Here is a 23,799-nt window from a genome sequence, read left to right as displayed (position 1 = left end):
ACAATTGGTTATCGTCTAAGTCAACAACTTTTTATTTCCTAAATTCGTAACATGAAGCAGATTAACTTCGGACAAATTTTCTCTATTTACTTGGGATTGTTTTCATTCGTAACGGTAGCGTTTCCGAAAATGACAACCATCATGGTTCTTTTGCTGTTGGTACTGGTTATTACAGCCTACGTAAAAAAAGAAGTAAGCTGGAAATTCAACACACCAGGAATCCTTCTGATAAGCCTTTATCTCATTTATCTTATCGGAATCTTTTTTGCTCATGAGCTATCCAATGGATTAAAGTATGCGGAGTACAAATTAGCTTTGTTGGTTCTTCCCTTGCTATTATCGATAAAAACGAAATTTGCTATCAAACTGCAGTGGCCGGTAATGGGACTTATTCTCGGAACACTTGTGGTTATTGGAATTGGAATCGTTAGTTCTTGCAATTGTTATGGTAAACATGCCTGGTTGCTCTATTGTTTTTCATCCAGTTATATATCACCTGTTCACCATCCCAGTTATTTTTCCGGGTTTTTACTCTTTGCAACAGCAGCAGCCTGGGTTGGTTATCGCAAATCGTGGAAAGGATTTTCTATTTATGCGGTAGTTGGTTACTCCGTAATAACATCCTTCTTTTATTTCCTGTGCTTGAGTTTAGCCGGAATGTTGTTTTTGGGGATGGTTTTAATAGTCTTGGTCGTTTACTACATTTACAAGAAATGGGGTAAATGGATTGCGCTTTCCATTACTGTTCTTGGCCCTGTGTTACTGTTTTTAGTACTCAGTAAACTCCCTGGAATTAAAGACGATGTAGCCGTGACAAAAAAGGGTCTTTCAGAATATCTTTCAAGTCCGCAGGCATTTTTGAATAAACGGGTAGCAGACGAGGCAATCCCCGGGAATCAAAAACGATTGGTAATGTGGACCGTGACTTCGGAATTGATATTGGAGCATCCTTTTGGAGTAGGTACCGGAAATGTAGATGAGTATCTCTACGCTCGTTTGGAGAAATACGGGTTTTACCAACTGGTGAAGGATGATTTGAATCCCCATAATCAGTATTTGCAAACCACTCTTGAAATTGGAGTTTTTGGATTGCTTGTTTTGTTGGCTTTAATCATTTCATGTATTTATATCGCAATAAAATACCGCAATTTCTTGTTGCTTCTTTTGATTTCAGGTCTTGCTTTTAACATGTTATTCGAATCCATGCTTCAGCGTCAATCGGGAGTTGTATTTTATTCATTTTGGATTCCACTTTTAATAATGGTTATCTTTAACGATTCATTAAACAAGCGTGATTTCAAAGAGAAGAAATAGTGCAGGATAAAAAGCAGAAAATAATTACCATTCTAGGTGCCCGTCCTCAGTTTATTAAAGCTGCAGCCGTTTCTGCTGTTTTCAAAAATTCCGTGAATGAAATTTTAGTTCATACCGGACAGCATTATGATTCGAATATGTCGGAAGTGTTCTTTGAAGAATTGGATATTCCGAAACCGAAATACCATTTGAACGTAGGTTCCGGATCTCATGGTGCCATGACGGGTGCCATGTTGACTGCCATTGAAGCAATTTTGGTGGAGGAAAAACCTGATTTTGTACTGGTATATGGTGATACGAATTCCACACTGGCTGGGGCCTTGGCGGCATCCAAACTATTGATTCCCGTCATTCACGTGGAAGCAGGATTGAGAAGCTTTAACAAAGTGATGCCGGAAGAACAAAATCGGATCTTGACGGATCATGTTTCTGAATTATTGTTCGTTCCCACCCAAACTGCCGTTGATAACCTGAAAAACGAAGGAATTACAAAAGGAGTTCATTTAGTTGGCGACGTGATGTATGATGGAATCCTTCATTTCGCTAAGATTGCACAGGAGAAAAGTACCATTTTAAGGGATTTGAACCTGGAGGAAAAACAATTCATGTTATGTACCATCCACCGTGCAGAAAACACGAATGATATCCAACGGTTGAAAGCAATTTTTGCCGGATTGAATGATTCCGGACAGAAAATAGTCCTTCCGTTACATCCGCGGACACTGAAATATGTGAAGGAGTATGGAATTGAAGTTTCTGAGAATATATCCATCATTGAACCGATTGGTTACCTGGATATGGTGCGTTTGGAAGCTTCCGCGAAAAAGATTCTGACAGACAGTGGAGGAGTTCAAAAAGAAGCATTCTTTTTGGGGATTCCATGCATTACCTTGCGGGATGAAACAGAATGGGTGGAAACGATTGAAAATGGCTGGAATAGATTAGTTGGAGCAGATTCAGCGAAGATTCAGGAGGCTGTCTTGAATTTTAATCCGACTGAAAATCGAATCGATTATTTTGGAAACGGAACATCTGTTGAACAAATGGTTCAGGTCATTAAGTCTTTTCAAAAGAAAACAATTGAAATTATTAGAGTAACTTCATAATAGATTAACTAGATCAGGAAGACAGAATAGCATGAAGAATAAAAAGAGAGTTTTAGTATTGGCGCCTCATACGGATGATGGTGAATTTGGATGCGGAGGAACAATCGCAAAATTTATTGAGGAAGGACATGAGGTAACCTATGCAGCTTTTTCTGCATGTCAGCAGTCTGTTCTTCCACAGTTCCCGTCTGATATATTAATTACGGAGGTGAAAGCTGCAACAAAAGTATTGGGTATCAAACCGGAGAATTTGCTGTTGTTTGATTACGACGTTCGCACATTCGGTTATAGAAGACAAGATATTTTGGACGACTTGATCAAGATCAGACAAGATGTGAAGCCCGAATTGATCTTTATGCCCGATTTACAAGACGTGCACCAGGATCACGCTACGATTGCAACGGAAGGATTGCGGGCTTTTAAATTCTCGTCTATTTTGTCGTATGAGTTGCCTTGGAATAATTTGTCCTTTACCACTTCAAGTTTTGTTCATTTGACAGAAGGTCATGTTCAAACAAAAGTAAATGCGTTGAATGAATATCAATCTCAGGCGCACAGACCGTATTCGGATGAAGATTTTTTAAGATCCGTAGCTCGTACAAGAGGCGTTCAAATCGGAACAAAATATGCAGAAGCATTCAATATTGTTCGTTGGATAATTGATTGAATATGATAGTTCTAAGTCAGGTGATCGAGTTGCTGAATAGCTCCGGATCCAGTTCAGATCCAAATCAGGAAATTGCACATGTCCGTTCGATTACGGATGCAGATTTTGATGAGAAATCGCTGGGTTGGTGCTCGGACAAGAATGCTGAATTATTGGCGACCTTGCCTGGAGGTGCTGTTATTGTAAGTAGTGCTGTTTACAATGAATTTCAGAGTCAGCTGAATCAGATCAACCTGATTCCGGTTGAAAAACCAAGAAGTGCATTCCTAAAAGTGTTGCGTGAATTCTTCGCGGAAAAACCACCGTATGGCTTCATTCATCCATCCGCAATTATTGATCCTTCTGTCAGCTTTCATCAAAATTCAGTGAATATTGCGGCGAATGTGGTGATTGAAAAATCGTGTGTATTGGGAAATCAGGTTTCGATAGGTGCAAATACGGTTATAAAATCCGGGACCATCATCGGGGATAATTGCCAGATCGGATCCAATAACACAATTGGCGGAGTGGGTTTTGGATATGAACTGAATGATGAGAATGAATACGAATTAATGCCGCATATTGGAAATGTGGTTTTAAAGGATCATGTGGAGATTGGAAACAATGTATGCATTGATCGCGCAGTGATGGGTTCTACCTTGTTGGAAGAGAATGTGAAAGTGGACAACCTGGTTCATATCGCTCATGGAGTGAAAATTGGTAAGAATAGTCTGATTATTGCCAATGCAATGATAGCAGGAAGTGTGGAGATAGGAGAGAATGTATGGATTTCCCCATCCGCTTCAATAAGACAGAAATTAAGTATTGAAGATAACGCCTTGGTTGGACTGGGAAGTGTGGTTGTTAAGAATGTAAGCGCCAATAGCGTTGTTGCAGGGAATCCGGCTAAACCGTTTGAGAAAAAATGAAAATCGCAGTTGTTATTCCCTGTAGAAATGAAATCCGGAATATTGAGGAGTGCATAGACGCAATCTACGCATCGGATTTACCGGTTGACAGCAGATTGATCGTCAATGTAGTGGATGGAATAAGCAATGATGGTACACTTGAACTGCTTGAATCGCTTCAGAAAAAATATTCGGAATTACAGATTATTCGGAATGAAAAGCAACTGACGCCTTATGCCTTTAATTTGGGAATTTACGCTACAAAGGACGCGGATTTTTACCAGATTATCGGAGCCCGACAAATTGTGAGTCCAAATTACCTGAAAAAAGCCATTGAAAGTCTTCAGAACGACAGCAATATCTGGTGTGTCGGTGGAAAAGTGACGAATGTTTACCTGAACAAGGAAAGCAAAATGATTGCTCAGGCAATGGGTACTTCATTTGGTATGGGTCTGGGTAATTTCAGGACACTCCATGAATCCGGGTTCGTCGATACGGTTGGAACTCCAATGTATCCTGCTTGGGTCTTTGAAAAGATCGGTTATTTCGATGAAGAGCTGATCCGTAATCAGGACGATGATTTCAATTTCCGCGTTATCAAAGCAGGTGGAAAGATTCTCTACAACAATGACATCGCTTTGAAATATTATGTGAGAGGAAGCATTTCACAATTGTGGAAACAATTCATGCAATACGGGTATTGGAAAGTGTACGTGAATAAGAAACACAAAGCTGTTACGACACTTCGGCAATTGGTTCCGCCATTATTCGTGTTGTTTTTGATGCTGATCCCATTCTTGTTTTTGATAAACTCCTTGATTGGATTCATTGGCTTGTCTTTCTTGGGAATTTACATTTTATTGGGGCTTTTGGTGACGGGCAAAATTGCAGAAAGTATCACTGAATTCAATCGGATTTTCATCATCTTTCCAATATTACATATCAGTTATGGTTGGGGATATTTAAAGGGAATAATGACCTTTTTAGTTGCGAACCGGAAACCGGGCGACAGGTACAAAAAAATGTCCCGATAGTAGAATATCAGTTGGCTTTTATTTTCAAAATAACGTATTTCTTTTTTTTTGTTATTTCTTATTCTTTTAATAGGAAAGGATGAACGGAATAATTATTTTCATCTGCATTTAAACACTATTTATTTGGATTATGAAAAGAAAAATTGAATTTTGTCTTCTCCTCCTTTTGATGGCTTCCTGCCATAAAGTAGAAGACCGTGCGTTGAACAAAAAATCAGATGTTCCGCAATCAGATTTAACAACAGAACAGTTTTTGGACAGAGCCTTTAAGCAGAAAATGAGTCAGGCTGCAATCGATTACATGAGTTCCCGACCACAGGCCGATCCTGAGGAAGTGAAAAAACATTTGAACGGAGAAACAAACGGTCATAATAAAGCTGCCGCTGTTTGGGGAATTACATCTAACAGACAGGTTTGGAAGTGGAATGGAAGTTCTTGGTTTATGCCAAATTCTGCAGCCGGATTGGATTGGATAGATGTTTCTACTCAAGGTGGTGGTGTTTGGGGAATTAGTAATACACACATCTACAAATGGAACGGGACTTCTTGGTCTGAGCCTAATCCTGCTGCTGGTTTATACTCAATTTCTGCAATCTCCGGCAGTACTGCTATTGGTATCGGAGGAAGTGGTATTCCGTTTATTACCCTTGATGGCGGACTTTCTTGGTATTATCTTGGAACAATGAGTTCTCTGAATCGGTTGAATGCCGGTGATCCCAATAATACCTTTGCATGGGGAATACAGCAATATTCTCCAAGTAGCGGAAGTGTAAGCCAGAGACTCGTAAAATATGATCTTGTGACAAATACGTGGACAACTGTTTCTACTCCAACGGTGCCTAAATGGGTAGATCAAACATTTAGTACTGATGTCTGTTGGTATATCACTAACGTAACTGGTTCCGGAAGTATATACAAAGGAGGAGGAAGTATTTCTTTTTTTCAGCCCAATAGCGCTGCAGGACTTGCTATGGTAAGTTCTTACGATTACTTTGATGCTTGGGGAATTAGTTCTAATCGAGTGTTTCATACAACGGATGGGGGAGCTTCCTGGGCAGAACCAAATCCTGCTGCTCGTTTGGCGTTTATCTCAGCCGGTTACGAATAGAAAAATCAAAATTAAAAAACAAAGGGATGCTGTAAAGTGTCCCTTTGTTTTTTAATTTACTCCGAACTGAATTCGTTGACACTATGAACACGGCCTTACAGTATATTTTTTACCTTTGGTTATAAATTTCCAAAATGATTCCATTTTCACCTCCACGTATTGATCAACGAGTAATTGATGAAGTTACCAAAGCATTAACTTCCGGTTGGATTACAACAGGTCCGCGAACCAAGTTGTTTGAAAAGCAGTTGACTGAATACTGTGGGAACAAATGTACGGTAGCAGTTTCTTCCTGGACAGCAGGGATGGAAGTTCTATTGCGTTGGTGGGGAGTTGGTCCGGGAGATGAGGTAATTATTCCTGCGATAACGTATTGCGCTTCGGCAAATGTGGTGATTCATACAGGCGCAAAACCGGTGATGGTCGATATTAATCCGGATGATTTTAATATTTCTGTTGAGGCAATCCGGAAAGCAATTACACCGCGAACGAAAGTGATCATGCCGGTGGATATAGCAGGTTTTCCATGTGATTATGATGGGATCTTTGAACTAGTTAATGATCCCGCAATAAAAAACCTCTTTCAGGCAAATTCAGATTACCAGAAAAAATTGGGGAGAATTCTGGTCGCTTCAGATGCAGCACATTCTTTTGGCGCCACTTATGGGGGGAAACGTTCAGGAGCAATTGCTGATGTGAGTTGCTTCTCATTCCATGCGGTGAAAAATTTGACGACCGCTGAAGGAGGGACGATGTCAATCAACTTACCCGATTCATTTGATCATGATGCAATCTACAAGGAATTGTGTGTGAAAATTCTTCACGGTCAAAGCAAAGATGCAATGGCGAAAGCCCAGAAAGGAAATTGGCGTTATGATGTAGAAGAACCTGGTTTCAAATGCAATATGACAGATGTTTTAGCTGCAATCGGATTGGTGGAGCTGGAGCGTTTTCAGGAAAATCTGGATCGGAGAAAAGCGATCTGCCTGGCGTATAATGAAGGATTGAAAAATGAACCGTGGGCACTTCTTCCTAAAATGAAGGACGAAAAACGGGAAACTTGTTATCATTTATATCAATTGAGAATAGCAGGTGCCACAGAAGCGCAGCGTGATGCGATCATGCAGGCCATTTTTGACCAGGATGTTTCCGTGAATGTGCATTTTCAACCACTTCCGATACTTACAGCCTACAAAAAGAGAGGTTACAAGATGGAAGATTATCCGGAGGCCTGGGATAAGTATTCCAATGAGATCACTCTGCCTGTTTATTTTGATTTGACAGACGAACAGGTTAAAATAGTCATTCATGCTGTTAAAACAGCCGTGAAGCAAATCCTGGGATAATGAAACGTCTTTTTGACATACTTGTTTCGTTCCTTGTTCTGGTTCTGTTTCTACCATTCGGGATACTCATTTCAATCGCTATCCTTTGCGAAAGCAGAGGCGGAGTGTTCTACAGACAGGTGCGCGTTGGAAAAAATGAAAACCCTTTTCGATTGTGGAAATTCCGTACCATGCGTGTCGACGCAGATAAGTTTGGAAAGCTTACCGTGGGAATGAGAGATCCGAGGATTACGCGCGTCGGGTATTTTATCCGGAAATCGAAATTGGATGAATTTCCGCAGTTTATCAATGTGTTTGTCGGCGAAATGAGCGTTGTTGGTCCACGACCGGAAGTGCAGGAGTATGTTGATCTGTACACACCCGAACAGCGGGTAGTTCTTTCAGTAAAACCCGGAATCACAGATTATGCTTCGTTGGAGTATTTCAAGGAAAACGAACTGTTGGGTCAATCTGAAAATCCGAGGGAAACCTACATTCACGAAATCATGCCTGCAAAGATCGAATTGAACAAGAAGTATATCGCTAATCCAACCTTGGGACAGGATATCAAAATCATGTGGCTGACCTTTTTGAAAATGGTTAAATAATTCAAAATTCAAAAATCAGAATTCAAAAAGTTGGAAGACCAATTGATTTTTTAAGTTTTGCATTTTGCTCCCGATAGCTATCAGGATTGCATTTTGTCATTTCTTAAAAACAAGATACACTGCAATCAGGATCAACAAGAATGCAACAGCGTGATTCCATTTGAACACTTCTCCCTTGAAGAAGATCAATGAGAATATCATGAAAACAACAATGGAGGTCACTTCCTGGATGATCTTTAATTGAATCAATGAGAATGGACCACCGTTCCCCTGATAACCGATTTTATTTGCCGGAACCATGAAGATGTATTCAAAAAAGGCAATTCCCCAACTGATCAGAATGGTACTGGCGAAAACCCAGACTCCAGTTTTTCGGTCTTCCGTATGCTCTTTCAAATGCCCATACCAAGCATAAGTCATAAATGAATTGGAAACGATCAATAATGCAATGGTGCCAAGAATTCTCATGAATATGTTTTTACAAATGTAAAAACATGCTTATGAATTCCGATTAAAAAAGTAGGGACGCGATACATCGCGTCCCTACTGAATATATTTAATTCTTATAAACGTTTTTCTTTTCGACTCGTCCATCCACACTTTCGATGTAAACAAAGATCCATCCTGCCGGTAAGTCATGCAGGGAATAGCACCAGTTTGGCATGGCGTGGTTTTTCAATACCTGACCATTCAGGTCAATCAATGTCACATCTTTGATTTCCAGGGAAGAAGAGATCATTAACAGGTCACTTGTTGGATTTGGATAAACTTTCAATTCCCAACTAGGTAAATTAGTTTCTTCCGGAGGGTCTGCACTTTGTGCTAATAATGAGCTGGAAATAAGGAGTAGCCCACCTAATAAAATTGCGGTTTTCATGGCTTTTTGGATTTGCTTCTATAACCTTCCTATTTTGGAAACGTTACAACTTCATCTGTAATAATTAGTTGTTTCGTTCAAAAGTATTTTGGATTAAGTTTTTTGAACCTTTTAAACTCGTTGAACATTTTTCTACTTTTAAAGAATGGTAAAGCCAATTAAACTTTCTGAAGCAAATGCCGATTTTTTTGATCGCGTGTATCAGGTGGTTCAGTTAATCCCGAAGGGAAGAGCTACTTCTTATGGATCGATAGCAAACTACCTGGGAGCGAAAAGCGGGAGTCGGATGGTCGGATGGGCTATGAATGCTGCTCATAACCTCAAAGATATTCCAGCGCAGCGGGTTGTTAATCGAAATGGAATGCTGACCGGGAAAATGCATTTTGAAACTCCAACCAAAATGGAGGAATTACTCCAATTGGATGGAATTGAAGTGAAGGACGACAAAATTGTAAACTGGAAGGAAGTGTTTTGGGATCCGATGGTCGAATTACAAATCGATTAATTAAGGGAATTTGGAGATCAATTGCTGGTCTTTAGTTGACTTGATTTCACAATTTGTTCTGTAGTTCGCAATCTGAGCATTGAATAGCTCTTCATTACCGGAGAGATGCGCCCGGAAAGAAAGTTCTTTTTGAATTGCTTCCAAAGTTGTATAACTGTAAGAAACGGTTTCCATTTCTTCCATTTGATTTAATAAACTTCTTTCCTTCTCAACTAATTTTTTTGAATACTCAACCTGTCGCTCATATTCTGATTGACATGAACTCAATAACGCAAGAATAGAAAGGACTTGTAGTAGATTTTTCCATTTCATAAAACAAAGGTACAAACAAATAGTTGTATTAAAAAAATTGGTTGTTTTTCCAGAATCGTTAAATATTCATTTTCTGGGTTAGAATATTCAAATTAATAATCCGGTCATTCTATTTTCCGCTTGAGATTACTGATTACATTTGTGTATATGATTTTGGTAACAGGCTCGACTGGACTTCTCGGATCGCACGTGGTGGTTGAATTACTTCATAAAGGTTATGAGGTAAGAGCCATGTATCGGGACGAATCACGAAAAAAAACGGTTCATCGTTTATTAACATTTTATTATCCTGAAGAACAAGATTTTTTATTGAAAAAATTAAGTTGGTTCAAGGGGGATGTGCTGGATTTAGCGGATGTGGAAGATTCCTTGAAAGGGGTTTCAAAAGTGGTTCATTGTGCAGCACTTGTCTCATTTCATCGAAGAGATTTCAATCGGCTTTTCAAGGTCAATCGAAGAGGAACCGCCAACTTTGTCAATTTCGCATTGGATTCGGAGGTGGATCAATTTATTCATGTTTCTTCCACGGCAGCGATAGGGAGTGATTCCCAGTTCACGGATGGTCTGAAGCGCGAATCCAACTTGTGGAATCCCAATGATGAGGTGAGTGGTTACTCGCTTTCCAAATTCAGTGCAGAAAAAGAGGTTTGGAGAGCTAATGAAGAAGGATTGAATGTTTCAATTGTCAATCCAAGTCTCATGTTCGGTCCGGGTTCCTGGGATGAAAGCTCTTTAAAGATTTTCAGAACACTTCACAAAGGGTTGAAATTCTATACCAAAGGTTCGAACGCATTTGTGGATGTGAGAGACGTTACCAAATTGATTTTGAAACTGATCGAAACTCAGAAAACAGGGGAGCGCTACCTGGTGACCGGTTCAAATCTAAGTTTCAAGGAGTTATTTGATCAAATCTGCAAACAGATGAATGTGAAGGCTCCTACGAAATTGGCAGGACCGGTTTTGACCAACTTTGCATGGCGTTTGTCGGGGATTTTAGGTCGACTTCAAAATAAGAGACCGACTATCACCAAGGAAAGTGCCCGTAGCTCGCAAAGTGAATCCAAGTTCTCCAATGAAAAATTGCTAAGAGACTTTCCGGATTTTGAATTCACCCAATTGGAAGATACCATTGATATTACAATCAAAGGGAGAATGGATTCTAAGATTCGATAAAGGTCACTGAGCGCAGTCGAAGTGCCTTTTCAATTATCCCTTCTTGCTCTGAATATAATCCACATTGATCTGGTCAATATAATTCAGGATTTTTTCACGACCGAAATGAGATTCACTGGAAGTGGTGAAAACAGGTGGCAGTGCTTCCCAAAATTTCAACATTTCCTTTTTGTAAGCAGCCAGATTTTTCTGTAAGGCAGAGCTGGAAAGCTTGTCGATTTTGGTGAATACCATCGAGAACGGAAGTTGCTCTTCTGCACACCAGGTCATAAACTCCAGATCAATTTTCTGCGGTTCCAGGCGGGAATCAATCAGGACAAAGGTATTGATCAATGTTTCTCTTTTTGTAAGGAACTGGGAAATGAATTTTTCCCACTGATGTCTGCTTGATTTGGAGGCTTTGGCATATCCATATCCGGGTAAATCGACCAGATACCACTCATCATTGATCAAAAAGTGATTGATTAATTGTGTTTTCCCGGGTCTTCCGGAAGTTTTTGCCATGTCCTTCTTGTCCACCAACATATTGATCAAGGAAGATTTACCAACGTTCGACCGACCGATAAAAGCATATTCCGGCTTTCCGTCTGTTGGACAAAGGTTGATGTCTGTGTTACTGATGATGAACTTGGCTTCCTTGATAATCATGACTTCTTTATTTAAGTGCAAAGTTAAGAGAATATTTTCCAATACTTTTGTCGGATGCAAGTGAAAGTGGTTTTTGAAGACGAACATTGTTTGGTGGTTTCCAAACCGAACAATCTCATTGTACATCATTCTTACTATGCCCGCAACATTGAAGAGGCCTCATTAACTGATTTGATCCGTGAACAGGGTTGGGAAGAGGCCTGTCCGGTTCATCGCCTGGATCGGAAAACATCGGGTCTGATCCTGTTTGCCAAGAAGGCTGAATGGGTTGCAGATTTTCAACAGTTATTTGAAAGCGGAACCATTGAAAAAAGGTATTTGGCGCTCTTGCGTGGTCATCTTGAGGAGGAAGGTGTCATTGATTCTCCTGTGAAGAATGACCGGGGAAATTACAAGGAAGCAAAGACCATTTTCAGATGTTTGAAGCAATTTGAGCGGGATTATCACATTCCTCCCTATGAAAAACAGCGATATAGCTTGGTTGAAATGACTCCGATTACCGGGAGAATGCATCAGTTGCGGATTCATGCGAATAAAATAGCTCATCCCATCATCAATGATCCGAAATACGGAAATCGGCACCACAATCATTATTTTCAGAATGAATTGGGAATTGAGGAGTTGTTTTTACACGCGCACAGTTTGAAGTTCAAACAACCAGTTACAAATCAACTCATTGAATTGGAAGAGCCGTTACCCGATTTTTGGAATAAGTTTTTCGAGTGACAACGAATAACTCCCATTTGAAGACATGGAAAATTAGATAAGGAAAAAGCCCCTTGAACACACATTCAAAGGGCTTTTCTACTACAACTTAACCTAACTAACTCTTGCGTAAGAGTGTCTTTGAGACATGCTATCTTGATTTGAACCAATCACATGTTGCTCTATATCTTTTTAACGTTTCATTCGTTTTGTTGAATCGACTGAGAAATTAATTCCCCAGCCGTATTCAGTTTTGTTAAGTCATCTGATACCTGTCAGACAGTTTACCTGTTTCCTTGACAAACGGTTTGCCTGCTTAGCTTCATTTCTGACTCCTTGCGAATAGTGTTAAGACAAAAGTAATTAGTTGAAAGGGTTCTCACAAGAGTATAAATACTGAAAGTGAAAATGTGGTTTTCCGCAAGTAAATCGATTTTGTAACTAATTTTCATTGAAGATGAGGGTGTTACAATTGTTTGAATTGACAATAAAAATTAGTCGCATTTTAATACAAGTGTGTAACTAATCGTTTTTCCACCTGTATCGGAGATAATTACCGTGTAAGTTCCCGCTGAAAGACCTGTAATGGTGTTGCTGGAAGTGACAAGTCCGGTACTCCAACTGTATGTGAAAGGAGATCCGGATAATGCCACAGGAGGAGAGATTGTTATCGATCCAAGGCTCGATCCGTCACAGCGGGGTTTGATAATCTCCACAGGTTCAATACAAGTCAGATTATCCATCATGACATTGATTTTTCCATTTCTTGACTTAACGCTTTTAGCTTATTTATAGTGAAACAACGATTCTAATGAATATTCTAACAGTTCAGATGCATCCAAAAAGTCGAATCCAAACCTGAATATCTCGAAGGGTTTTCGATTAATTCATTTTGACACTTGGTGAAGCCTGCCATTCAGCAAGTGTACGATCAATTTATTTACAAATAGTTTACATGAAAGTGTTATTTCACCCGTGTTATTACCTGATTTTCGTTGAATTTCAATTTTTAACACCCTAGATATAATAAAATGTAGTAGTTTAGTTTCTTTTAGAATTTGGATTGGCAAGAATATCAATTTTTCGTTTGATTGCTATTCAGTCATTTATGTCCACCTATTTAACAGGCTTTAGGCGATACTTGCGTGAACCTTCCAAATAAGTACTTTAACTATTAAATCTACATATATGAGTGCCTCTCAATCCACTATTCCATCGGCTCGAGTATTTCAGTTTGATCAGACCACAATTGGGAATCTAGAAAAGAACGTGAATTTGTTCAAAGGCGATGTCCAAATTTCACTTGATTTAATTCGGTTACCGGGCAGAATAGGACGCAATTATTTGGACGTTAATCTTTCGATTTCCTATCAAAGTAATACAATAGATATGGTAACACGAACCAACACTCATCATCCTACGGGAATTTTGGGTACAGGTTGGTCCATGCCATCTCAGAGCATTGTTCTCAACAACACCAAACACCTTTCAAAATGGGACAGAAGTTATACATTGAATGCAAGTGACGGTGGAGGTCTCTTGGTACTAACAAAAACCCAAGGGAAGAAAGAATATTACCAAACTGAAAACTATAAGTTTTGGGTGATTATTTACGATCCAGAGAAGGAAGAATGGGAAATCACCAAAGAAAATGGGGTGCGTTGGACCTTTGGTGGTCAGGTTACCGAAACAGACAAAGGCTACAAAGAGAGTAAAGGCAACAGCATTACTTGGGGAGTAAAATATGACAATTGGATTGGAAACAGCAGCCTAACTGATAAAAAAAACACTGCGCAGCAGCAATATGCGAAATCATGGCACCTTGTTGAAATTAAAGACAATTGGGGTGACTCAGTACGTTATGGCTACAACGAGTTTAAACGAACGGAACAGGGGCTTTTGAAAGATGTTGAGCAATTTGTCGGCGATGCAAATGGGCTACCCTATACAAAGGCGAGCTATCTGACTTCGATTACAGATGTTTTTGGACGTCAATTGACATTCACGTACTCAGACAAAGTGTATGATTCGTCGAAAAAAGAATATCAGCGAGCGCATGACCAAAATACCTCTGGCGCTGAACAGCTGAACGGCTACCAAGATTTCTATGAAACCAAATACCTTGAAAATATAAAAATTGTTCGTACCGATAAAAGCATCGCGTCACAATTAAACTTTGAGTATCACGACCTCATTAATCTAACAGACACTAGCGCAGCAAAAGATCCAATGCTGGCAAGTCAAACCTTCAAGCGTTTCCTAAAGTCGGTGACAAAGGTTAATCACGAGATGATGGTATCACCCAATATTGTTTTTGACTATTATTGGGACCGGGCAAATGATCAATCTATTGCCAATTCAGGAGCACTCAGAACGATCGTCTACCCTGAAGGAAGCACAACGACTTATACATATAAGGAACAAAAACTCACAAATTGTAAACGCGATTTGATCTGTAAGCTCCCTGCAGAAGTAGCGGGGTATAAAAGAACCAAACCGTATGTGTGGTTCGGTTCCGATTATGCAGTGGTTGTTTGGCACGGTTTCACTGTGAACGGCGGTTCGATCGCATGGATGACCATTTATAATTGGTTAGGATATTGGAAGGAACAAACGAGCATCTCAAAAGTGCTTCACACAACGGATAATTCACTGATTGACTTCGCAAACTTTAACGTTATTTTGAGTGAGAAAAGTTTCGCCTTGCATTTTGAGGTGGGCAATTCGACCAGAATCTACGGTTATACCAAGGATCAGAATAAAGCTGGTGAATGGATTTCCTATGAAAACACATCGTCCAATGTGAAAACCAATTTTATTGAGGTGAACGCGACCGGAGATGACATCCATTTAACGGTAGGTCATGCCTTTGTGGTGGTGCAATACAAATACACAACTGTCAAAGGGGAAGCGGAATTCAACCTCGTGCGGACTACTTGGGATTGGCGTACACTTAAATGGACGACTTTTTCAACCATTCAAAAGTCTAAATTACCCCTGAAAATAACGGGAGGTGGTGAATATTATATTACGCTTCAATACAACTCGCAGCAGGAGAAAACCGTGCTACTTGAGTTAAATGCCTTAGGACGAGATGAAAATGGCAATCAAAAGTGGTTGCAAAGTAGTGGTGGGAAACTATCACTTAATGTAAACCCGAAATCCGATCATCATGACATCTATCTTCGCTCAAGTGAGTCGATGGCAGTCATGACGGTGATTAAATTTGATGACAACGCTACAACGAATTTTTCCGTCACACCGTTGTTATGGGATGGAGATTACCAATTTTCATTGCCTAATTTAATCGATAAAGAAGGCCAAACTTTCCATCAATCTTTCACTCAAAACAAGAAGAACAATTATCCTCCGAAGAGTACAGTCATAGCTACAATTCAAAACAACTGTACCATCTCAGCAGGATATTATTGCTTGCGCTACAATGGACGAAATTGGCTAATTAATGACAACCTAAAACCAGTATATACGAAGAATGACAGCACTCAGTCTTTTGTTCAAGACCATGACTACAAGCTGTTGAGTGAATCGTATTCCCTAGGAACAAATGTGGGAGCAATATCCTATAATGCTAATGAGTTAAATCAGATCAATCGATGGAATTCACCTTTGGTTAACCTAAAATTGGAACAGGCAAAGGATGCGAACGAAAAATATCCCATTTCATCAGGTGGTGAAGATTACTTTATGGTGGGTAGAACGCTGTTTTATCGAGGTGCATCCACATCTTGGCCTATAGTCGATGAGAGTGGGATCTACACGATCAATGACTCCTTTGATGCCCAAACAATTCTCAACATGGCGCCTTCGTTTATTGCCTATCAAAAACGTGAACTGGTCATCAAAAATTCGACACTCAAAATACTGAATATTAGGAATGGTAAAGTTGGATCCGAAGAAATTATTTTCGGTCATGCTTATCCTAGTGGAAACACTACACAGCAGGCTTTTGGATCAAACACGTTGTTGTCTTTTCCGTTGAGCGACACGGTTAACAAATTTGAATCCACAAAGGAATTTACACTTTATCGCTTCGTGGGGGATTCATTACAAGGTGAACTAATCCATTATCCCGTGGAGCAAATTTCCGTCGAGGATGGATTCGGACGAAGCTATCATGCAACCTACGCGTTTGACGCAGATTCTGCTGCATGCGATGCGAATGGAGCACATGTGAAATATTACAAATCGGTGATTTATCACGGTTCCAAAAATAAAGAAGTAGCCGGTTTTGGATATACTGAAAATGTCTACTTGAACGGATTTAATAACCGAAAGGAAATCCAATATCACTTAAACGGAGAAAGTAGAAAAGGGAATTTATCTTACCCGCAAATTGACGGCTTGCAACTGAGCACCATCGACTATAACAACGATCAGCAAGAGATCAAGAAAGTTGAATATGAATGGGAGGTGTTTACCCAAAAAAGCAGTCATCCAAACAAAAGTGACAGTACACTTGAGCATTTATACGGGAATTTCGTTGTCCCTAAAAAAACGACAACCACCCTTGATGGAATTTCCACCACTGAAGAAAATCAGTACATCCCAGAATCCCTCCAAGCTCCGTTCTCGGGTCAAGTTATCCTAAACAAAAACACCAGCTACAACGGGAACGGCAAGCTGGAAACTTATTGTACGCAGCTAACATACGCGTATGATAAATACAGTAAAATCCTTCCATTCAACGCGTTGACAGCAATTGTCCAAAACACTATGACCTTAACTGTGGAAGGAAATCCCGTAACCACTACTGTGGGAGCAACGGCAACTACATTGAAAGATTTTGGAAACAACCGCTGGGCAATTTATCAAAACTTTAGCTGGCTTGGAGAAATGAGCAGTAATTTCAGTTTCCCAATCGATCAAAGTACACCAAAAGGATGGCTAAAAACGAAGCAAATCAATTTACTGAGTGAAAAGGGATTAACGGTAGAATCTGAAAACAGTGCGGGTGTTAAATCCAGTATGATTTATGACAAAAACGAACATTATCCGTTAGCCAATATTGAGAATGCGAGCTCGGAAAATCACGAAGTGGACTATTATGGCTTTGAGGATTATGAAACGGGAAATGGTTGGATGTTGAATTCGAAGTGCACGCGTGTTGAAGATCCTGTTCTTACAGGTTTCAAAAGTCTTCAACTCGGTAAAGGGGCAGAATTCTCAAAAAGTTATAGACCGATTAATCAGCAGTGTTTGTATGTTTTTGGCTATTGGTATAAAACAAGTGATGACTACAAGGCAAACGATAGCAATGGTTGGACGGCGAATCTCGGTGCTGATCCGATCTTCAAACCATTTGAAAACACGCACAACGAATGGAGATTCGATTTTCTTTTGGCGAATTTTAAAAGCGACCCTGGCACGGTCACGCTTTCTGTAAGGGCCAGTAATACGGGAGAACAAGCGATTTGTATTGATAACATCCGGTTCTGTCCAGATCAGGCAAATTTTACGGCGACCGTATACGATCAACTCTTCGATCTTGAGATAGCCATGCTATCAAAAGGAGACGGGATTGCTCGGAAAATCTACGACAATTTCAAAACGCATACCGCTTCCGTCGGACCTTACCGCGAGATGCTAACCACACTTACTGAAAAATACCTCTCGCGTCACGGGAATCAGGGAAAATTCTCAAAATCGGATCCAAATCAACTGATCCAAGTTAGAGCACTTGAGGGGGGGCACTGGCAATCCTTTAGTGATGGTGATAGCTGGCAAAAGAAGTGGAAAGTCACCCATTTGAACACGAATTGGAAACGCGAAAATGGAATCCTAAAACACACAAATGAGCAGGTAAGCGATAGCTTAGAATTGGTCGACAAAATTACATCGAGCGGTCTTGCTTTTTCAGGAGAAATTCGTTCAGCTGAGGGAACTCGGCAATTAAAGTTGAGCGATGCGATCGGAATTCAAATTGGAAATGACACCCAGTTCAAGCTGTTTCAGAACAGATGGGACATCACCATCGACAAACAAAAAATCACTCCGCGGGCGTCTGGAAACGATGAAATTCAAACGTGGATCGTCGTGTTAAGAGCAAAAAATCTGTTCTTTTATGTAAACGGACAACTGATCTATAGTGGTGGAATTAAAGCCACAGAAGGTTTAACCCTCAGTTTACTCACAGGCAAAAACAAAATTGGCTTCCGAAATTTAATGGTTGCAAACAAACCACAGTTGGCCGTCACGTTCGAGGATGCTATCGGAAATACGATCCAAAATCAAACCTTGCTAGACGACAACTGCTTAGTAAACGGGCGAATTTATGATGACATGGGGAACAATAGTGTGTCAACAAAGTCGGCACCTGCTTGGTTTGGTAAATCTGGGAAAGAAACCCCACTCCTCGTCTATCGTCCCAATTTCATCGATGTAGATGACTTCTTGCGTCACCTCGATTCAACAGGTGAAATGAAAGGAGAAGTTGCCAATTATTACGACGGTGTGAACAATCCGTCCAATGATCAAAAATACCCATACACGCGTTATCGTTTTGCGGCCGATCCACTGCAGCGGGTGGAAGAAATTGGAAAACCGGGAAAAGAGTTCGCCATTATCAACCCGTTTCATACGGAAGCCAATTCCAGACATACCGTAAAGTTCGCCTATTCCGCCAACGGACAATCAACGAAGAACTTTCCTCAAGAAAAATACCGATTCCAGCAAATCACCGATGAAAATCAAGTGGTGTCTTATCGACTATTAAATATGAATGGGGAGGTCGTGCTGAAAGCTACCCAAACAGGACAAAAGCAACTCAACGAGCCCAAAAGTAGCAGCGAGCACCTTTCCAAAATGAACACGCAGTATAGTGCTAAGGGAAGAGTTGAAACACTGTACTTACCCAATTACTTCGATGAGATCATAAAGGGACATGAGGACTTCGTGATTACCAAAACCTATGATGTGCAAGGAAATTTAATTGCAAATCGTTATCCGGGTAAAGGAAGAAAGGCATTTGTGTATGATCAAGATGCACATCTCCGTTTCTATCAAGACGATGAGGGTGCTAGCGCCGGTTACTTCTCCTACGTGAAATACAATGAGCTGGGCAAAGCCGTTGAAAAAGGAATTCTACATGCCCAATTTGACCAAGCTGCCTTGTCAGCACACGCCGACAACAGATTCTGGCCTACAAGCGAAGCAAAGCAGGAAATCCAACAAACATGTACTTATTTCACCCACAAAGACGGGCTTTTAGGAATGGATCAGGTAAAAACCATGTGTACTTATTTCACCCACAATGACGATATCACAACAACATACGAATCGTTTAGCTATGACGCGTTGGGCGCACTCGCAAGCAGAAAAGTACGCATTGAGCAGAACGGAAATTTGCTAAATGAATCGGAAATTGTCTATCAAAACTCAGAGAGCGGCAAATTGCAGACTGTCTTCTACCCCGTTGGAAATCAGTCTGGACTAAGTCAGGTCGTTTATACCTACGATAATCAAGACCGCGTAACAATGATTGGAAAATCAGCGGATGAACCCGATTCATTCGCGCGTTATGTCTACGACGAAAATGGTCAGCACCACACGAAATTGCTGAATAAAGGAACGATCAAAACGTCATTTGACTACACGTCAAGAGGATGGATTCATCATTCTGCAACGGCTAATAATGGTCAAACATACGGTCAAGATTTTGAGGGGTATTCTCCCTCAGGTAACATCACGTCCTTTAAAGACCGCTTTGGACCGATCGATCAGAAAGAAGAATTTCACTGCCAACTCGGCTATGACGACTTCAACCAAATGGTTACGGCCGACTACACCTCATTTCCAAAAAGAAACATGGTGATTGGGGCTTTTGATCCAAACGGAAACATTTTGAAAATCCGTGCGGATGGTCAGGATTTAGTCTATGAGCATAATCCCGGCACCGATCAAATTAATCAAGTGCGCGCAGCGAATACAGTGATCACTGGACTTCGTTATAACAAAACGGGGGAAGTTCTTGATGTAGACCAAGGTGATAAGTCCCTTCACTTCACCTACCGGAAAGGAACAAGCATCGTAGATCAGATCACATTTTCTCAACAGGACGATTCGGTTCTATTCGCTTATTCCGGTGACGGTCAACGCGTGTTAAAACAACCTCGCCATGGTAAAACGGTTGAAAATCAAAAAATATACGTGTATGGTCACCATGATCTTCCACTAGTAGAAATCAGTGTAGAATCTACAACTGCTTTCATATATGGACCCAATGGACTGGTGGCTTTTCTAAAAAATGGGAAGACCTATTTTGTATTGCAAGATCATCAAAGTTCAAATCGAATGGTGTTGGATGCGACAAACAACGTGCAGGCGAATTATGCTTTTGACTCCTTTGGTAGCATCGAATCAAACGAAAAGGAGAAAGGCCTCTTGACTTATTTATACACTGGACAGGAATGGGACGAGGAGCTCGGACTCCACAACTTCAAAACGCGCTTCTACAACAGTCAATTCAAGCATTTCTACTCTCCTGACCCGGCGAATCAATACTCCAGTGCATACGCATTCTGTGGCAATAACCCCATCAATTTTGTGGATCCATCCGGAATGTCTTTCTGGAGTACCTTGGGAGATATTTGTACTGAAATCGTACAGGTTCAAATAGCGGTAGGGGAAATTATCGCTGGAGTTGCAATAGACGTTGCGAGTGGTGGTGCGGCAGAAGCAGCAGGTGGTGCATTGATCGGCGCTGGAACCACGAGTGCTCAGGGGATTGTCAGTGCAAACATCCATGGTCATCTTGAATCTTGGTCCGACTTTGGAAAAGATCAAGTGACGGGCGCAATTGTTGGAGCCATAACTGCGGGAATCGGGACAGCTACATCGAGTGTGATAGAGAGCAATGCTATGAAAGGTGGGAGCAAAATTGCTGTGACGATAACTGGAGCAGCCGTTGGTGGTGGCGCTAGTGCAATGGCAGGTCAAATGGCATCAAATGGACTGAGTGGGAAATCCGCGTTTTCTGGTGTCGGCTCAGCGGGATTGAAAGGGGCAGCATCAGGGGCAGCGTCAGGGGCGTGGGAGTCCCGAAATCATAAAAAAACATCATCTCAGATGCTCGTTAAAAGTCAAAAAAGCCTGGGTTATGGGATTGAAGGTGCAACTAAACTGGTAGCTACAGATATTTGTAAAGGAGTAGGTAAAAGTGCTGCATCGTATATTGCTGGATGGGCAATTTCACCGGATCACAAGTGGGATTGGACAGATTTCGGTTCTGAAGTCGCTCAAGGTGTTATTGACGGAGCTGTGGCAGGAGCGTTGGATCTAAATACTCCACGAAAAATGCAAAACAGTGGTGTCACGTTTCCAATTCCTGCAACAAATGAAGTGCAAATGGAAATGATGGATTTAAGTTGCTCTCCGCATCGCTTAGATCGCGATTAAGTGTAAAAAAAAACAAGATAATAGACATGGAAATTAAATGGAAAACCCAGAAAATGATGCAATCCGATGGTTTGGATGTGCAAGATTTTATATTTGAGACAACAAATGGTATAGTTCCCATTATTAGAGAGCACTTTATTGGGATAAATGGTTTCTATTTTAAAACACATAATGGTAATGCGATATCACAATTAGGTATTGTCATCGACGTCATCAGTCAGCCTGCACCCAATATTGTGACTGTTTCGTGTAAACAAATTCTTCGTTCAGGAAACAACAACGTCCTTTATGCAAAAGAATCATGGGTGTGGGTGACTGTGGTGGTCGTGGCGGCATCAAGTAACACTGCCGTGAATGACGTCTTAAATTTCAGGAATGTCTATAATCTGAGTGAATCTAAGTACATTAATCAGAATCTTGGAAAGGACATTGTTCAGAGTCTTTCTTGTATACGTTCTTTTTTGTCCAGTTTTAGTGATAAAAAGGATGTTGCGGGACTTATGGTCGAAGCGTCTTCAGAAAGCAGTGAGAAATCAAATTTAATTGTTCGCGCGAATTTTGAATTGAAAGGGCACAAGAATGTCCTAGCAACGTGTAATCAATTAAACGCAAGTGCAGCAACATCATTCCAAAACATACATCAACCTGAATTTGAAGTGCATTCCGTCGAAATTAACTCTGGAAGTGGGAAAGAGGCGGCCACGCTTAATACTACAATGGGTGAGGATTTTAAGTCAAGGGTGGAAGAAGGAGATGCCGTTGCGCTCATTTCCGATTTCAACTTACAATTAAATGATTCTAATTCATGCACACTCAATAGTATTGTCGCAGGCAATATGATCTATTCCGGAAACTCTTATGGTGAGCCGAAGAATGCTATTGAAATACAGAATAACGAAAATGGTTCGAAAGTGAGCATATTCTCCAATGCATCGATGCACTCAGACTACCTTGGATACGATGGCAGGATTAGTCAGCGCTACAATGTCTACTCTCAAGATAGTAGTGTTACCTATCTAGTACTCGCAAAAAACACAAGTAAATAATAGAAAGTAGAGAAACTGATTAATCAAAAAAACAAACACATGGCAGTTGAATGGATTTCAAAGAAAATGATAATTGGTAACGGAAAAACGAAGACAAGTGAAGACTTCATATTTTCAAAAGGGACGATGAATGAGCACTTTGTTGGGATTCAAGCGTTTCTGTCCAAATATAAGGGTGACAGTCATCATTGTGTAGGTGAATTGGGAATTGAATTCAAATCATCACTGAAGGATGGCAACATAATTCAAGTAGAGCTAACGCAAACGTTAAACGATGCCAGTAGTCATGCTCTAGACACAACAGAATCATGGGTGCAGGTAGTTGTAATCGCACAGATGAACATGACTGATTCGAATGTGTCATTCGGTAATATTGGTATGACTGGTGAACAATATAAAACAAAAGTTGATGAATTTCAAGAGAATCTAATCTCAGTTTCAGCATGCCTGGGTTCCTTCCATTCTCACTTCTTTTCTTCATCTAATAAATTAGTCGATCATAACATCAATTCTATTGGTGCTTCATGCTCCGCAGAACCGCAGAACAGAAGCGCTCTTCTGAATGCCAATATCCTGATAAAACAAAATGCGGAAACCGTATCCACCACGAAAAGATTAGACCTGAATATCATCAGAATTGCGACAGGTTTGAATGCAGGATTGGCCATGCGCACGGTGCATTTCACGTCTGGAAAAGCAGGAGTTGCACATCTTAATTCTACCAAAGAAGTTGAGTTTGATTTTGAGGTGGTAAGTGCCATTGCATTAATTACGGGATTTGAAATGAAATACGAAGGAGCGGATACCCACAACGTTGGGACCATCATGGTCGGAGCTTCAAAATGGGACAATACCAAATACCTGTCTGGATCCGCTGATATAAATGGAGCCAACCCTGCCATAAAAATTGACAAGAAGAAAGTAACGATCACCTCCAACGCAAGTATGTTCGAAATGAGCAATTCAACAAAAACAAAAAATGAATCTGATAGCAATAAAGTGACGTACTTGATTATAGCAATCCCGTAGAAATTTCGATGTGCATCCTGATTTGTGTGAGCTTTAAGTTC

General features: G+C 40.5%; 19 protein-coding genes. 14 read left to right on the top strand and 5 right to left on the bottom strand.

Features of this window, described 5'->3' with window-relative positions; genetic code table 11:
* The first annotated feature begins 51 nt into the window (after positions 1-51).
* The 8 genes from AAG807_RS06875 to AAG807_RS06840 all read left to right on the top strand — a co-directional run bounded on the left by AAG807_RS06875 (position 52) and on the right by AAG807_RS06840 (position 8,049).
* A complete protein-coding gene (locus AAG807_RS06875) occupies positions 52-1,314 on the top strand; it encodes an O-antigen ligase family protein (protein ID WP_341901865.1) in 1,263 nt (420 codons plus the stop codon).
* A complete protein-coding gene (wecB, locus tag AAG807_RS06870; RefSeq protein ID WP_341901864.1) occupies positions 1,314-2,420 on the top strand; it encodes a UDP-N-acetylglucosamine 2-epimerase (non-hydrolyzing) in 1,107 nt (368 codons plus the stop codon). Before AAG807_RS06875 ends, wecB begins: the two co-directional genes overlap by 1 nt.
* 31 nt (positions 2,421-2,451) lie before the next feature.
* Positions 2,452-3,087 (top strand): PIG-L deacetylase family protein, encoded by a 636-nt coding sequence (locus AAG807_RS06865; RefSeq protein ID WP_341901863.1) that lies wholly within the window; start codon positions 2,452-2,454, stop codon positions 3,085-3,087.
* Positions 3,088-3,089: 2 nt separating this feature from the next.
* Positions 3,090-3,995, top strand: a complete 906-nt coding sequence (locus tag AAG807_RS06860; RefSeq protein WP_341901862.1) for a DapH/DapD/GlmU-related protein — start codon at positions 3,090-3,092, stop codon at positions 3,993-3,995.
* Positions 3,992-5,008, top strand: a complete 1,017-nt coding sequence (locus tag AAG807_RS06855; RefSeq protein ID WP_341901860.1) for a glycosyltransferase family 2 protein — start codon at positions 3,992-3,994, stop codon at positions 5,006-5,008. The genes AAG807_RS06860 and AAG807_RS06855 overlap by 4 nt, the downstream gene beginning before the upstream one ends.
* Before the next feature lie 130 nt (positions 5,009-5,138).
* The gene (locus AAG807_RS06850) at positions 5,139-6,116 is read left to right on the top strand and encodes a hypothetical protein (RefSeq protein WP_341901858.1); all 978 of its coding nucleotides are present in this window, start codon (positions 5,139-5,141) and stop codon (positions 6,114-6,116) included.
* Between the two features lie 134 nt (positions 6,117-6,250).
* Positions 6,251-7,462 carry a DegT/DnrJ/EryC1/StrS aminotransferase family protein gene (locus tag AAG807_RS06845; RefSeq protein WP_341901856.1) on the top strand — a complete coding sequence of 404 codons (1,212 nt, stop codon included), beginning with the start codon at positions 6,251-6,253 and terminating at the stop codon, positions 7,460-7,462.
* A complete protein-coding gene (locus AAG807_RS06840; protein WP_341901854.1) occupies positions 7,462-8,049 on the top strand; it encodes a sugar transferase in 588 nt (195 codons plus the stop codon). The genes AAG807_RS06845 and AAG807_RS06840 overlap by 1 nt, the downstream gene beginning before the upstream one ends.
* Before the next feature lie 96 nt (positions 8,050-8,145).
* Here the strand turns inward: AAG807_RS06840 and AAG807_RS06835 are convergent, their stop codons facing one another.
* Together AAG807_RS06835 and AAG807_RS06830 are read right to left on the bottom strand one after the other, a co-directional pair.
* A complete protein-coding gene (locus AAG807_RS06835) occupies positions 8,146-8,517 on the bottom strand; it encodes a DMT family protein (RefSeq protein WP_341901853.1) in 372 nt (123 codons plus the stop codon).
* An 88-nt stretch (positions 8,518-8,605) separates the two neighbouring features.
* Positions 8,606-8,926, bottom strand: a complete 321-nt coding sequence (locus AAG807_RS06830; protein ID WP_341901852.1) for a T9SS type A sorting domain-containing protein — start codon at positions 8,924-8,926, stop codon at positions 8,606-8,608.
* Positions 8,927-9,071: 145 nt separating this feature from the next.
* Between AAG807_RS06830 and AAG807_RS06825 the strand changes: the two genes are divergently transcribed.
* On the top strand, positions 9,072-9,431 hold the full coding sequence (locus AAG807_RS06825; RefSeq protein ID WP_341901850.1) for an MGMT family protein: 360 nt from the start codon (positions 9,072-9,074) through the stop codon (positions 9,429-9,431).
* On the opposite strand, the gene AAG807_RS06820 is transcribed toward AAG807_RS06825, so the two are convergent.
* Complete coding sequence (locus tag AAG807_RS06820; RefSeq protein WP_341901848.1) at positions 9,432-9,743, bottom strand: hypothetical protein; 312 nt, start codon at positions 9,741-9,743, stop codon at positions 9,432-9,434. It abuts the gene before it with no gap.
* 147 nt (positions 9,744-9,890) lie between these two features.
* Here AAG807_RS06820 and AAG807_RS06815 point away from each other — a divergent pair, with 147 nt between their 5' ends.
* Entirely contained in the window at positions 9,891-10,916 is a 1,026-nt protein-coding gene (locus AAG807_RS06815) for an NAD-dependent epimerase/dehydratase family protein (protein ID WP_341901846.1), read from the top strand.
* Positions 10,917-10,949: 33 nt separating this feature from the next.
* Here AAG807_RS06815 and yihA read toward each other — a convergent pair whose 3' ends face one another.
* Positions 10,950-11,564: a ribosome biogenesis GTP-binding protein YihA/YsxC gene (gene yihA, locus AAG807_RS06810; protein ID WP_341901845.1), complete on the bottom strand. Its 615-nt coding sequence runs from the start codon at positions 11,562-11,564 to the stop codon at positions 10,950-10,952.
* Between the two features lie 54 nt (positions 11,565-11,618).
* Between yihA and AAG807_RS06805 the strand changes: the two genes are divergently transcribed.
* Positions 11,619-12,290 carry an RluA family pseudouridine synthase gene (locus AAG807_RS06805; protein ID WP_341901844.1) on the top strand — a complete coding sequence of 224 codons (672 nt, stop codon included), beginning with the start codon at positions 11,619-11,621 and terminating at the stop codon, positions 12,288-12,290.
* A 473-nt stretch (positions 12,291-12,763) separates the two neighbouring features.
* On the opposite strand, the gene AAG807_RS06800 is transcribed toward AAG807_RS06805, so the two are convergent.
* Positions 12,764-13,015: a hypothetical protein gene (locus AAG807_RS06800; protein ID WP_341901842.1), complete on the bottom strand. Its 252-nt coding sequence runs from the start codon at positions 13,013-13,015 to the stop codon at positions 12,764-12,766.
* A 643-nt stretch (positions 13,016-13,658) separates the two neighbouring features.
* Between AAG807_RS06800 and AAG807_RS06795 the strand changes: the two genes are divergently transcribed.
* From AAG807_RS06795 to AAG807_RS06785, 3 genes are read left to right on the top strand one after another with little or no spacing between them, the layout of a single operon-like run.
* The gene (locus AAG807_RS06795; RefSeq protein WP_341901840.1) at positions 13,659-21,683 is read left to right on the top strand and encodes an RHS repeat-associated core domain-containing protein; all 8,025 of its coding nucleotides are present in this window, start codon (positions 13,659-13,661) and stop codon (positions 21,681-21,683) included.
* Between the two features lie 26 nt (positions 21,684-21,709).
* Positions 21,710-22,729, top strand: coding sequence for a hypothetical protein (locus AAG807_RS06790; RefSeq protein WP_341901838.1), 1,020 nt, complete (start codon positions 21,710-21,712; stop codon positions 22,727-22,729).
* A gap of 39 nt (positions 22,730-22,768) precedes the next feature.
* Positions 22,769-23,758, top strand: a complete 990-nt coding sequence (locus AAG807_RS06785; protein ID WP_341901836.1) for a hypothetical protein — start codon at positions 22,769-22,771, stop codon at positions 23,756-23,758.
* Positions 23,759-23,799 lie beyond the last annotated feature (41 nt).

Source organism: Fluviicola taffensis DSM 16823 (assembly GCF_943372375.1).
Lineage (GTDB): Bacteria > Bacteroidota > Bacteroidia > Flavobacteriales_D > Crocinitomicaceae > Fluviicola > Fluviicola taffensis_A.
The sequence above is the reverse complement of the archived record's forward strand: the minus strand, read 5'-3'. Positions and strand labels throughout refer to the sequence as shown.